Genomic DNA, 13,001 nt, shown 5'->3' on the forward strand with positions numbered 1-13,001 from the left:
CGCTTGAGCACGATACTCGAACCCGGGCAGATCGAAGCGTCGGCGGTGACGCCGCCGTTCCTGCACCTGCCGCCCGTCAACCTGTTCAGCCTGCGCGCCGAGCGCCTGGGGCGGCTTGCCGAGGGCCATGCCCTGGGTGATTACCTGCGCCTGGTCGCTGCGCTGTGCCAGGTGCAGCAGCAACTGCTCGATGACCCGCCTGGCGGCGTGCCAGTGGCCGAGCAGCGCCAGCGCCTGTGCATCAGTCACGGCCTGCCGCCGCTGGCCGCCGACAGCCTGGTGCGCGAAGGGCCATGGCTGGTGTGGTTGCAGGCGTTGCTCGAGCGCTTCCCGACGCCTGCCGCCGGCCCGTTGGCCGAAGCCGTGCAGGTGCTGCGCGGCGCCGACGAGGCGCAGCGCAAGGGTTGGGGCATCGCCTTGCTGGGCGGCCAGTACGATGCTGTGCCGGCGGCGCTGGTGCCCTTCATCGGCGCCGCGCTGCAAGCGGCCTGGGCCAGTTGGTTGCAGGCCGTGCCCAGTGAGGAGTTGAAGCCCGCCAGCAGCCTGGCCCAGTGCCCGGCCTGCGGTTCGCCGGCGATGGCCGGGTTGGTGCGCAACCGTGGCCGGCACAATGGCCTGCGTTACCTCGCCTGCTCGCTGTGCGCCTGTGAATGGCATGTGGTGCGGGTCAAGTGCGTGTACTGCGAGTCGAGCAAGGACCTGCGCTACACCAGCCTGGAAGACGACCGCCACGCCCCCGGCAAGGCGCCGCTGCGCGCCGAGTGCTGCCCGGGGTGCAACACCTACCTCAAGCACTGCTACCTGGAGAACGACGCCGTCGCGGATGCGCTGGCCGACGACCTGGCGAGCCTGGCCCTGGACATCCGCCTGGACGACGAAGGCTACCAGCGCCTGGCGCCGAACCTGATGCTGGCGCCGGGCGGAGGGTGAGGGTCTACACTGCTACACCGAGTCGCCCCTATCGCGGGGCAAGCCCGCTCCTACAAGGACCGCGCCGCCTTTGCGGATGGCGGGCAACCTGTAGGGGCTTGCCCGGCGATAACGCCCGAACAGACACCGGATCAGTCGAAGGTCGTACCGCATGTCTTCAAGCCTCCCCAGCCAAGCCCCACGCCTGCCCTCCATCGACACCCTGCTGCGCCACCCCGCCTGCCGGCCGCTGCTCGACCGCCACGGCCGCGATGCCACCCTGGCCACCCTGCGGCAACTGCTCGAAGACCTGCGTGAACCCGCCCACCTCGGCCAGCTCAGTGCCGCCGAACTGGCCGCCGAGGTGCTGCTCGGCCGCGCTGGCGAGCGCCTGGCCAGCCTGCAGAAAAGCCAGGTGCGCCGCGTGTTCAACCTCACCGGCACGGTGCTGCACACCAACCTCGGCCGCGCCCTGTTGCCCGATGAGGCGATACAGGCCATGCACACCGCCGCCCGCTACCCGCTCAACCTGGAGTTCGACCTGGCCACCGGCAAGCGCGGCGACCGTGACGACCTGATCGAGGGCCTGATCCGCGAGTTGACCGGCGCCGAGGCGGTCACCGTGGTCAACAACAACGCCGCCGCCGTGCTGCTGGCGCTCAACAGCCTGGGCGCGCGCAAGGAAGGGGTGATCTCGCGCGGCGAGTTGATCGAAATCGGCGGCGCCTTCCGCATCCCCGACATCATGGCCCGTGCCGGCGTGCGCCTGCATGAGGTCGGCACCACCAATCGCACCCACGCCCGCGACTACGAGGCGGCAATCAACCCGCGCACCGGCCTGCTGATGCGCGTGCATTGCAGCAACTACAGCATCCAGGGCTTCACCACCCAGGTGCCCACCGCCGAACTCGCGCAGATCGCCCACCGCCATGGCCTGCCGCTGCTCGAAGACCTCGGCAGCGGCAGCCTGCTCGACCTCACCCGCTGGGGCCTGCCCGCCGAGCCGACGGTGCGCCAGGCCCTGGCCGACGGCGCCGACCTCGTCACCTTCAGCGGCGACAAGCTGCTCGGCGGCCCGCAAGCCGGGATCATCGTCGGGCGCAAGGAGTTGATCGCGAAGATCAAGAAGAACCCGCTCAAGCGCGCCCTGCGTGTCGACAAGATCACCCTCGCCGCGCTGGAAGCGGTGCTGGCGCTGTACCGCGACCCCGACCGGCTGGCCGAGCGCCTGCCCAGCCTGCGCCTGCTGACCCGGCCGCAGGCCGATATCGCCGCCCAGGCCGAGCGCCTGGCGCCGGAGCTGGCCGCGCGGCTCGGCGCGCCGTGGGCAGTCAGCGTCGAGCCGGCCCTGGGCATGATCGGCAGTGGCAGCCAACCAGTGGCGCGCCTGCCCAGCGCCGCCCTGTGCCTGCGCCCGCAGGTGTCGAAGAAGCTGCGCGGGCGCAGCCTGCGCGTGTTGGAGCGCGCCCTGCGTGAGCTGCCGGTGCCGGTGCTCGGGCGCCTGGACGCCGATGCCCTGTGGCTCGACCTGCGCCAGCTGGACGACGAAGCCCAGTGGCTGGCGCAACTGCCGGCCCTGCACCTGGGACCGGTGCAGTGATCGTCGGCACCGCCGGGCACATCGACCATGGCAAGACCGCATTGCTCCAGGCCCTCACCGGCCAGGCCGGCGACCAACGCCAGGAGGAGCGTGCCCGTGGCATGACCATCGACCTCGGCTACCGCTACGCGGCCCTGGCCGAGGGCGCGCCGCTGACCGGTTTCATCGATGTGCCCGGGCACGAGCGGTTCATCCACAACATGCTCGCCGGCGCCCATGGCATCGACCTGGTGCTGCTGGTGGTGGCCGCCGACGACGGGGTGATGCCGCAGACCCGCGAGCATTTGGCGATCATCGAGCTGCTGGGCATTCCCCAGGCGTTGGTGGCGATCAGCAAGTGCGACCGGGTGGAGCTGGCGCGGTTGGCCGAGGTGCGTGCGCGGGTCGATGCCTTGCTGGCGTCGGGGCCTTATGCCGGGGCGCCGCAGTTCGCTTTGTCCAGCGTCACCGGCGAAGGTGTCGAGGCCTTGCGCCAGGCCTTGCTGGAGGCGGCGGCGCAGGTGCGCCAGCGCAGTGTGCGCGGGGGCTTCAGGCTGGCCATCGACCGTGCCTTCGCCGTGGCGGGCGCGGGGCTGGTGGTCACGGGCACGGCATTGGCCGGGCGCGTCAGTGCCGGCGACACGTTGCTGTTGGGCAAGGCCGGCAAGCCGGTGCGGGTGCGTGGCCTGCACGCCCAGAACCAGGCGGCGTTGGTGGCCGAGGCCGGGCAGCGGGTGGCGCTGAACCTGAGTGCCGAGCGCCTGGCCGTGGAGCAGGTCCACCGGGGCGATTGGCTGGTGCCGGAATGGCTGCACGCCCCGAGTACCCGGGTCGATATCGAGCTGGCCCTGTTGCCCGGTGAGTTGCGCGCCTTCGAGCACTTCAGTGCCGTGCACGTGCACCTCGGCACCCAGGACGTCACCGCGCGGGTCGCGCTGCTGGAGGGCGAAACCCTGGCGGCGGGCCGACGCATGTTCGCCCAGTTGCTGCTCAATGCGCCGTTGCAGGCGGCGCATGGCGACCGCCTGGTGCTGCGCGACCAGCGCGCCCAACGCACCCTCGGCGGCGGCCGGGTGCTCGACCCGTTCGCCCCGAGCCGCCAGCGCCGCAGCGAGGCGCGCCTGCGCCAGCTACAGGTGCTGCGTGACGCCACAAGTCTTGAGCAGGCGCTGCCGGCCTTGCTCGAGGCGGCCCCCAGCGGCCTCGACCCGCAACGCCTGGAGCGCCAGTTCAACCGTCTGCGCGAGACCTGGCAGGTGCCGGACAGCGTGCAAGTGGTCGCCACGCGCCAAGGCCCGGTGTTGTTCGATCGCGCCCAGTGGCGGGCGCTGAAGGCCCAGGTGCTGGCGCAGTTGGCGGCGTTCCACGAACAGGAGCCCGACCAGCTCGGCCCCGACCGCGACCGGCTGCGGCGTTTCTGCGCGCTGGCGCTGGAGCGCCCGGCGTTCGTCAGCCTGCTGGATGAGTTGTTGGGGGAGGGCGCGGTCGCCAGCACTGGCCCGTGGCTGCACCTGCCGGGGCACAAGGTGCAGTTGAGCGAGGTCGATACGCTGCTCTGGAACCGCCTGCAACCGCGCCTGCTGGCGGGCGCCTTCGACCCGCCGTGGGTACGGGCGTTGGCTGTCGATGAGGCGCTGGCGGAGGCTGACGTGCGCCTTTTGTTGCGCAAGCTGGCGCGCTTGGGGCTGGTGCACCAGGTGGTGCGCGACCTGTTCTACCCTGAGGAAACGATCCAGCGCATGGCTGGGTTGCTGTTGCAGCAATCGACCCGCACGCCGATAGTGCAGGTGGCGGCATTTAGGGATATGTTGGGCATCGGTCGCAAGCGCAGCGTGCAGGTTCTGGAGTACTTCGACCGCATCGGCCTGACCCGCAGGGTGGGTGATCAACGCTACATTCGCGCCGACAGCGCGCTGGCCCGGCAGTAGGCCCGGCCCCGAGTTCAAGGAAGGCAATCGCGCCCGGTGGCGCGGCCGGGCTTCAAACCCGGTTGGGGACGGCAGCCGTTCCCGGGCAGGTTCGACTCCCGCTGCCTTCCGCCAATGTCCTGTGCGACCGAGCTGGAGCCATCGCGGGCTTGCCCCGCGATGGCGTACTGACTGGCGAAACGCTCAGGCGCGTTCCCCGCACAGGTCCAGCGCGAACCAATGCTCCGCCGCCTGCACATCCAACCCTGCCCCCAGCAGCGCGAACAGCTTGCCCAGCGCCGCCTCACGGGTCATGCCCCCTGCACTGACCAGGCCGGTATCGCGCAGGCGGCTACCCGCCGCATAGGTGTCGAACACCACCGAACCCTCCGGGCACTGGCTGATCGCAACGATCACCACCCCGCCCTGGCGGGCGTCGTGCAGCACGTCGAGCAGCGCCTGGTCATCCGACGGCCCGGTGCCGCTGCCGTAGCATTCCAGCACCAGCCCTTGCACGCCGGCATCGAACAGCCCGCGCAGGTGCTCGGCGGCCAGCCCCGGGAACACCGGCAGCACGGCCAGGTTCACCGGCACGCGCGGCTGGCGGTAGCCCAGCGCCGCCGGGATCGTTTCGGCGCGCTCGCCCTCGCGGTGGCGTGCTGGCGCGGCGAAGGCGTCGAATGCCTCGCTGCGCAGCTTCGACGCGCGGCAGCCGTGCAGCAACTGGCCGTGGAAGAACAACTGCACGCCGTCTTCCAGGCCGCTTTCGAACAGCGCCAAAGCGCCGCAGAGGTTGTCCCAGGCATCGCTGCCAGGCGCACCGGCCGGCAGCATCGAACCGGTCAGCAGCACTGGCACACGCAGGCCCAGCAGCAGGAACGACAGGGCTGCGGCGCTGTAGGCCAGGGTGTCGGTGCCGTGCAGCACCAGCACGCCGTCGTGGCCGTCACGCTCGACGGCCTCGACGATGGCGTCGCGCATGGCCAGCCAATTGGTTTGTTGCATGTTGGCGCTGTCGAGCAGGGGGTTCAGCTCGCGCAGGGTCCATTGCAGCTGTGGCGCATCCGTACGCTGGGCCAGGTGTTCACGCATCCGTGCGTCGAAGCCACCGGCTGGTGCCAGGCCCGCGGGGGTCTGCAGCATGCCGATGGTGCCTCCGGTGTAGAGGACGAGAAGGTTCTGGACTGCACGCATGGAAGGGTTCCGTAGCGGGAAGCGAAGGAGAGTCAGCCGCCCGCGAGCGGGGCGGCTGGGGGGCAGGGTATCAGCGCTGGTGCTGGAGTTCGCCAGCCATTTTGTCAGCGGCTGTTTCAGCCTGCGGGTTGGCCGGCCAGGCGGCGCGGTCCAGGTCCAGGTCGGCGAACTTGCTGGAGTCGAACACTGGTTGCTTGATGCCGGCCTTGCGCTGCACGTCGTAGTCGCGCATCACGCGCAGGCCGATCTTGAACAACAGGGCCAGGGCGACCAGGTTGACGAACGCCAGGCAGGTCATGGTGATGTCGGCGAAGGCGAACACGGTCGACAGGTCCTGCATCGAACCCCACACCACCAGTGCCAGCACCAGGCCACGGAAGGCCATCAGCACCGCGCGGTTGCGGCTCAGGAACTGCAAGCTGTTCTCGCCCAGGTAGTAGTTGTAGAGAATGCAGGTGAAGACGAACAGCGACAGCGCGACGCTGACGAAGATGCGGCCCCAGTCACCGACCACGGCGGCCAGCGAGTTCTGGGTCAGGACGATGCCGTCGCCTTCGAAGCCCGGGGTGTAGAAGCCCGACAGCAGGATCAGCAGCGCGGTGCAGGTGCAGATCACGAAGGTGTCGAGGAACACGCTGAAGGCCTGGACCACGCCTTGGGCGCCCGGGTGCTTCACCGCAGCCACGGCCGCCACGTTCGGTGCACTGCCCAGGCCCGCTTCGTTGGCGAATACGCCACGCTTCACGCCCATGACGATGGCGCTGCCGAGCAGGCCGGCGAAGGCCGGGTCGAGGCCGAAGGCGCTCTTGAAGATGGTTTCCAGCATGGCCGGCACGTGCTCGATCTGGGTGCCGATCACGTACAGGGTCACGCCGATGTAGGCCAGGGTCTTGATCGGGACCAGCAGGTCCGATACCGCGGCGATGCGCTTGATGCCGCCGATGAAGGTGATGGCCAGCAGCACGGCCAGGACGATACCGGTGTGGCGTGGGTCGAAGGCAAAGGCGTTCTGCAGCGAATGGGTCACGGTGTACGACTGCAGGCCGATGAAGGCGAAGCCGTAGGTGACCAGCAGCAGGATCGAGAACACGATCGCCATGCTCTTGAGCTTCAGGCCGTGCTGGATGTAGTACGCCGGGCCGCCGCGGTACAGGCCGTCGCCGTCGGCGCGCTTGTAGACCTGGGCCAGGGTGCACTCGAAGAAGCTGCTGGACATGCCCACCAGCGCGGTGACCCACATCCAGAACACCGCGCCTGGGCCGCCCAGGGTCACGGCGATGCCGACACCGGCGATGTTACCGGCACCGACGCGGCCGGCTAGGCTCAGCATCAGGGCCTGGAACGAGCTCAGCTGGCCAGCCTGGCCACGCAGGGATTCCTTGAAAACGCCGAACATGTGGCCGAAGTGGCGGAACTGGACGAAACGGGAGCGGATGGTGAAGTAGCTACCGAGCCCGACGATCAGGACGATGAGCAGCTTTCCTGAGAGGAAATCGTTAAGTGTTTCGAGCATTGGAAAAATGACCTCGATTCTTATTCTTCGCGTGGAATGACCAGCGGCGGCTCTGCTTGCCGCTACCTTTGGCGCGCATGGTTGGCCATGACACCAGTGGTTACAATTTCGCGGGTTGCTCCATTTTGGTGCGACTTGATGCTAGAATCGCGTCATTCGCATCATCTGGAACGCCTTGTCATGGCCGATAACCTCGCCGCCAACCTCAAACTGGCCTGCGGGCACTACCGCTCTATCTCGGAGGTTTGCCGGCAACTGTCGATCAACCGCGCGCAATTCAACAAGTACCTGAGCGGCCAGAGCCAGCCGACGACGTACAACCTCAAGCGCATCGGCGATTTCTTCGGCGTCGAGGATTACGAGCTGAACTTGCCGCCCGAGCAGTTCGCCCGGTTGATCGGCGCGCGTGCTCAGGCAGCGCAGGCCGATGCGCAGAACGACCCGATCAGCGAGTTGTTCAGGCCCCTGCATGAGCAGGCGGTCAATCTCTCGCGCTATTGCGGCTATTACTTCGAATACTCCAACTGCATGTCGGTGCCCGGTTCGGTGCTGGTGTCGCTGGTGCACCTGTGGGAAGAGCGCGGCAGCTTCCTGTTCGAGCGCCAGGAGCGTCAGGAGCGCAGCAGTGCCACCCACGTGCATGCCGAGGTGCGTTGCCGTTACTTGGGCGCGGCATTCCAGTTGCAGGACCGTTTGTTTCTGATCGACTACGAGTCGCTGACCCTCAACGAGATGAGCCAGACCATCCTCATCCCCAGTTTCAAGAGCCGCATCACCCGCCTGAACGGCCTCAAGACCGGCGTTTCCAGCGGCGACCGGCGCAACCCCGCCTGCACCCGGGTGGTGTGGGAGTACCTGGGCGAGGAGATCAACCGCATCAATGCCTATCGCCAGGTCAAGCTGTACCGGCCTGACGACCCGCGCATCGATGATGATGTGCGCGAGCGCCTGAGCGTGGGGCCGCTGAGCAACGGCCTGTTCGAGATCGAATAACCGCCGAGGGCTGCGGGAGCCACCGGCTTTGTTGTGGCCGTGCCGCCCTCGCGGGTGCCGAACCTGTCAGCCCTCGTCGAGAATGAACGCCGCCACCGCCCGCGCCACCTGGTCCGCCACCTGCGGCGCATCGCGCAGGTGCGCGGCGATGCCGTGGTCGCAGTCGGTGAGCATCAGGCATTCCACATGCGGCGATGGCACCGAGCGCAGCAGCGCATGGGTGACCTCTTCGGGGATCGGGCTGTAGCGCTGCACCCCGGCCAGCCAGCGGGTGCCGGCCGAGGTGCCCGCGCCCTGGCCGTAGGCCTTGGAATTGAGCCCGTCGTATTCGCCGATCACCAGCAACACCCGGCCCTGGAACTGGCGGAGGAAGGCATAGCTGTCGCAATCGAGAAAGCCGTAGGGCTGGCGGATCGCCGCAGTGAAGGCCGGGCCGAACGGCTGGTCATGGGCGGCATCGGGGTACACCGCCGGGCAGATCAGCACCAGCTTGTCCACCGCAGGCAGTTGCGCGGCGAGTTTCAATGCGATGGCGCCGCCCAGGCTGTGGCCCATCAAGGTTTGGCAACGGTCGGCGATGTGTCGGTGAAAGCGCAGCGCCTCGTGCTGGTTGACCGCCAGGGTCGCCGCGGGCGCACCCGGTTCGCTGGCGCGGCTGTGCCCGGACAGGTTGCCGCACAGCGAGCCGATGCCTTGCTGTTGCAGGCGATAGAGCAGCGGGTTGAGGCGGGTGAAGTCCGAACGCGCGCCGCCCACCACGAACAGCGGCGGCGCCCGCTCGATGTCCGGTACCAGCAGCCGTGCCTGCTGCTGGTAGCCGTCGAAGCTTTCGCTGACGAAACGCTCGGCGCCGGGCGCCGGTTCGTCATGTTGCCAAGTGTCGCGGTAGGGGGACGTGGGTGCGAAGTCCATTGCGCCTCTTCAAAGGAACTGATGCTGCAGCCATTCGCCAAGCGGGTTGCCGGCGCCCAGCAGCAGCTTCAGCGCCATGATGCAGCACACGCAGACCAGCAGCGGCTTGATCAACCTGGGGCCGAAATGCACCGCGCAGCGCGCGCCCAGTTGCGCGCCAATGAACGCGGCTGCCGCCATCGCCAGGGCCAGGGGCCAGATGATTGCCCCGCTGAGCGAGAATACCGACAGGGCGCCGAGGTTGCACGCGGCGTTGAGCAGCTTGCTGTTGCATACCGCGCGCAGCAGGTGCTGGCCCAGCAGGATCACGCAGGCGAGCATGAAGAACGAGCCCACCCCCGGGCCGAACACCCCGTCGTAGAAGCCGATCAGCGGCGCGGCGGTGACGCAGAACAGCGCGTTGGAAATCTTCGCCTTGCGCTCGTGCTCGTCCGGCTTGGGGCTGAAGGCGAAGTAGGCCGCCACCAGAATCAACAGCACCGGCACGCAGGCCTGCAGGAAGGCCTTGGGCACCAGGCTCACCGACAGCGCACCCAGGGCGCCACCGGTGAAGGCCATGGCGGCCATGGGCAGGCCGCGCCGCCAGTCGATCATGCCCTTGCGGGCGAACGCCACCGTAGCCGACACCGTGGCCGAGGCGGCCTGGAACTTGTTGGTGGCGATCGCCGCCAGTGGGTCGATGCCGGCCACGAACAGCACCGGCAGGGTGATCAGGCCGCCGCCGCCAGCGATGGCGTCGAAGAAGCCGGCCATCAGAGCGACCGAGGCCAGGGTCAGCAGCAGGGTGATATCGATTTCCATCAGGGGGTGTTTTCCTTGGGGCTCAACCGCGAACCAGCAATGGGTCTTCGCAGATCACCACGGGCTGGGCAAAAGGGGAGTAGCCGAACAAGCGCACGAGCAGGCGGCGGTTGTCCTTGACGATGTCGCGGCCATGCAGGGCGCGGCAGTTGTTGATCACCAGCGCGGTGTCCGGTTGCAGCATGAACGGCACGGGCGCGGTTTCGCCCACCAGCGTCTGGAAGGCATCGAAGGCGTCTGCTGCGGCCTGGCTGGCGTGGTCGTTGACCGAGAAGCGGTAGGAGTTGTAGCGCAGGGCGAAACCGCCGTTGGCGTCGAACTGCAGCATCGAGGTGGCCTGCTCGGGCTCGCCCATGCCTGCGACGAAGCAGTCGCTGCGGGTGAAGTCGAACGAGGACGACGTCAGCGCCAGGGCTTGCAGACCGCTCAAGCGCTCGATGACTCCGCGCATGGGCGTCACGTGGGTTGGCTCGTTCGCCGGGTTCCAGCGGGCGGTGAGCACCAGGGCCGACGGTGCCGGCGAGTGGTCGCGTTGGGCAACCACCGAGCAGTTGTAGGGCGCCTCGGTGTGCGGGCCAAGGCGCAGGCCGGCGTGGGAGCTCAGTTCCACCCGAGCGCCCTGGGTTTCGTCCGGGCGCGGCACGCTGCCACCACCCTTGAAGTTGCCGACCAGGCGCACCTGCTTGCCTTCATTGTCGATGTCGAAGGCGAACGCCCGGTAGTGCACCAGTTCCAGCAGCAGCTGGTTGCGCGCGGCGAGGTGCAGGCAACGGGCGTCGTCCTCGAGGCTCGACAGCGCCGGGAGTTCTTCGGGCATGGGGTCGTCACCGGGGCAGGGCATGCCGGTGTACATCAGCGCGGCCAGGTGGCCATCGGCAAAGCGCTGCAGCGTCGCGCGCTGCTGAGGGTCGAGTGATTGCGCCAGCTGTTGCGCGTGTTCGCGGGCCTGTTGGGTGACGCCGGGGGCTTGCGGCCCGCCTTGCTGGGCAAGCGATTGGCTGGCGATGGACAACGCCTGGGCCTGCACCGGGGTAAAATCCAGGTACGCGACTTCCGATTCCTGCATGGGAAACGTTCCTTGTTATTGTTTTGGTTGGCAGTCCTTGCCGGCCGGATACCAGAGGGGGCTGGGCGCCGGCAAGTAGGTGGATCGGTAGTAGAGGCGGTAAATACGTTTTGTAGTAGTCAGCCGATTCCTCGCGCAGTATAGGGCGTTTCCTAAATCCCAAAAGAGGCCATGAAAAATTTCACAGCTGTGAAATTCCCCCGCGCCTGCCCAGGTTGGACTTCCCCGGACGGAAACCGCAAAATGGCCCCTTTCCTTCATTGATCTAGCGGACCTGCTGACTCTATGCGTATGCGCCTGATGCTATTGGGTGGTGGCAATGCCCTCGGGCAAGCGCTGATTCGTCTCGGGGCCGAGGAAGACATCGCGTTCCTGGCGCCGCGCCCGCCCGAGGGCGGCTGGGATGCGGCCAGCCTCACGCTGCTGCTCGACGAACACCGCCCCGATGCCCTGGTCAACCTGGCCTACTATTTCGACTGGTTCCAGGCCGAGTCGGTCAGCGAACAGCGCCTGGCGCAGCAGGAGCGGGCCGTGGAGCGCCTGGCCGAGCTGTGCCAGCACCACCAGATCACCCTGGTGCAGCCCTCCAGCTACCGGGTGTTCGACGGCTCCCGCGCCACCGCCTACAGCGAGAAGGACGAGCCGGTGCCCCTGGGCCTGCGTGGGCAGGCGCTGTTGCGCATCGAACAGAGCGTGCGCGCGGCCTGCCCGCACCATGTGCTGCTGCGCTTCGGCTGGGTGCTCGACGAAAGCCTCGACGGCGTGCTCGGGCGCTTCCTGACCCGCGCCGAACAGCCGCAGGAATTGCTGCTGGCCGATGACCGGCGCGGCAACCCGACGCCGGTGGACGACGCCGCGCGGGTGATCCTCTCGGTGCTCAAGCAGCTCGACTGCGCAGCGCCCCTGTGGGGCACCTACCATTACGCCGGCAACGAGGCGACCACGCCGCTGGCGCTGGGGCAGGCTATCCTTTCCGAGGCGGGCCAGTGGCGCAAGCTGGCCGTGCAGGCCCCCACCGCCCAGGCCCACGCCGCGCGCCCCGACGCCAGCGAAGAGCCACAGCACGCGGTGCTGGCCTGCAAGAAGATCCTACACACCTTCGGTATCAAGCCCCGTGCCTGGCGCGCCGGCTTGCCACCCTTACTGGACCGGTTCTACCGACATGGCTGACGCCCCCATCCTGATTACCGGCGGTGCCGGCTTCATCGGTTCCCACCTGTGCGATGCGTTGCTGGACAAAGGCTATTCGGTGCGCATCCTCGACGACCTGTCCACCGGCAAGCGCAGCAACCTGCGCATCGACCACCCCAACCTGCAACTGCTCGAGGGCGATGTCGCCGACGCCGCGCTGGTCACCCGCGCCGCGGCCGGCTGCGCGGCGGTGGTGCACCTGGCCGCAGTGGCCTCGGTGCAGGCCTCGGTGGAAGACCCGGTGCGTACCCACCAGAGCAACTTCATCGGCACCCTCAACGTCTGCGAGGCCCTGCGCATCAACGGCATTCGCCGGGTGCTGTTCGCCTCCAGCGCGGCGGTGTACGGCAACAACGGCGAAGGCCTGTCGATCACCGAAGACACCCCCAAGGCGCCACTGACACCCTATGCGGTGGACAAGCTGGCCGGCGAGCAGTACCTGGACTTCTACCGTCGCCAGCATGGCCTGGAGCCGGTGGTGTTCCGCTTCTTCAATATCTTCGGGCCACGGCAAGACCCGTCCTCGCCGTATTCCGGGGTGATCAGCATCTTCTGCGAGCGCGCCACCAAGGGCCTGCCGATCACCGTGTTCGGCGATGGCGAGCAGACGCGCGACTTCCTTTATGTCGGCGACCTGGTGCAGGTGATGGTCCAGGCGCTGGAGCAGGCGCAGGTGGAGGACGGCGCGGTGAACATCGGGCTGAACCAGGCCACCTCGCTGAACCAACTGCTGGCGGCGCTGGAGAAGGTGGTCGGCGCGCTGCCGGCGGTGAGCCATGGGCCGGCGCGCTCGGGGGACATTCGCCATTCGCGGGCGGATAACCAGCGGTTGCTGGCGCGGTTCGCGTTTGCTGAGCCGACGCCGATGGTGGAGGGTTTGGCGAGGTTGTTGGGCAAGCGGTAAGTCCGCGGCCATTGGGCTGGCTTGCGGGCCCT

At 68.1% G+C, this 13,001-nt stretch carries 11 protein-coding genes and 1 tRNA gene; 7 read left to right on the top strand and 5 right to left on the bottom strand.

Annotated features, from left to right (window positions below):
• Positions 1–3 precede the first annotated feature (3 nt).
• The 4 genes from fdhE to P0Y43_RS11370 all read left to right on the top strand — a co-directional run bounded on the left by fdhE (position 4) and on the right by P0Y43_RS11370 (position 4,530).
• The gene (fdhE, locus tag P0Y43_RS11355) at positions 4–930 is read left to right on the top strand and encodes a formate dehydrogenase accessory protein FdhE (protein ID WP_275637358.1); all 927 of its coding nucleotides are present in this window, start codon (positions 4–6) and stop codon (positions 928–930) included.
• Between the two features lie 151 nt (positions 931–1,081).
• A complete protein-coding gene (gene selA, locus P0Y43_RS11360; protein WP_275637359.1) occupies positions 1,082–2,509 on the top strand; it encodes an L-seryl-tRNA(Sec) selenium transferase in 1,428 nt (475 codons plus the stop codon).
• Entirely contained in the window at positions 2,506–4,416 is a 1,911-nt protein-coding gene (gene selB, locus P0Y43_RS11365; protein WP_275637360.1) for a selenocysteine-specific translation elongation factor, read from the top strand. The genes selA and selB overlap by 4 nt, the downstream gene beginning before the upstream one ends.
• A gap of 18 nt (positions 4,417–4,434) precedes the next feature.
• A tRNA-Sec gene (locus tag P0Y43_RS11370) sits at positions 4,435–4,530 on the top strand.
• 69 nt (positions 4,531–4,599) lie between these two features.
• Here the strand turns inward: P0Y43_RS11370 and P0Y43_RS11375 are convergent.
• Positions 4,600–5,589, bottom strand: coding sequence for an asparaginase (locus P0Y43_RS11375; RefSeq protein ID WP_275637361.1), 990 nt, complete (start codon positions 5,587–5,589; stop codon positions 4,600–4,602).
• Between the two features lie 70 nt (positions 5,590–5,659).
• On the bottom strand, positions 5,660–7,102 hold the full coding sequence (locus tag P0Y43_RS11380; RefSeq protein WP_275637362.1) for an alanine/glycine:cation symporter family protein: 1,443 nt from the start codon (positions 7,100–7,102) through the stop codon (positions 5,660–5,662).
• A gap of 180 nt (positions 7,103–7,282) precedes the next feature.
• On the opposite strand from P0Y43_RS11380, the gene P0Y43_RS11385 reads away from it, so the two are divergent.
• Positions 7,283–8,095, top strand: a complete 813-nt coding sequence (locus tag P0Y43_RS11385) for a helix-turn-helix domain-containing protein (RefSeq protein ID WP_275637363.1) — start codon at positions 7,283–7,285, stop codon at positions 8,093–8,095.
• Positions 8,096–8,161: 66 nt separating this feature from the next.
• Here P0Y43_RS11385 and P0Y43_RS11390 read toward each other — a convergent pair whose 3' ends face one another.
• From P0Y43_RS11390 to P0Y43_RS11400, 3 genes are read right to left on the bottom strand one after another with little or no spacing between them, the layout of a single operon-like run.
• Entirely contained in the window at positions 8,162–9,007 is an 846-nt protein-coding gene (locus P0Y43_RS11390) for an alpha/beta hydrolase (RefSeq protein ID WP_275637364.1), read from the bottom strand.
• A 9-nt stretch (positions 9,008–9,016) separates the two neighbouring features.
• Positions 9,017–9,811 (bottom strand): TSUP family transporter, encoded by a 795-nt coding sequence (locus P0Y43_RS11395; RefSeq protein WP_275637529.1) that lies wholly within the window; start codon positions 9,809–9,811, stop codon positions 9,017–9,019.
• A 19-nt stretch (positions 9,812–9,830) separates the two neighbouring features.
• Positions 9,831–10,874, bottom strand: coding sequence for a TauD/TfdA family dioxygenase (locus P0Y43_RS11400; protein ID WP_275637365.1), 1,044 nt, complete (start codon positions 10,872–10,874; stop codon positions 9,831–9,833).
• Between the two features lie 285 nt (positions 10,875–11,159).
• On the opposite strand from P0Y43_RS11400, the gene P0Y43_RS11405 reads away from it, so the two are divergent.
• On the top strand, positions 11,160–12,044 hold the full coding sequence (locus tag P0Y43_RS11405) for a sugar nucleotide-binding protein (protein ID WP_275637366.1): 885 nt from the start codon (positions 11,160–11,162) through the stop codon (positions 12,042–12,044).
• Positions 12,037–12,969, top strand: coding sequence for an NAD-dependent epimerase/dehydratase family protein (locus P0Y43_RS11410; protein ID WP_275637367.1), 933 nt, complete (start codon positions 12,037–12,039; stop codon positions 12,967–12,969). The genes P0Y43_RS11405 and P0Y43_RS11410 overlap by 8 nt, the downstream gene beginning before the upstream one ends.
• The last annotated feature ends 32 nt before the right edge of the window (positions 12,970–13,001 follow it).

Source organism: Pseudomonas entomophila, from assembly GCF_029193575.1.
GTDB classification, from domain to species: domain Bacteria; phylum Pseudomonadota; class Gammaproteobacteria; order Pseudomonadales; family Pseudomonadaceae; genus Aquipseudomonas; species Aquipseudomonas entomophila_G.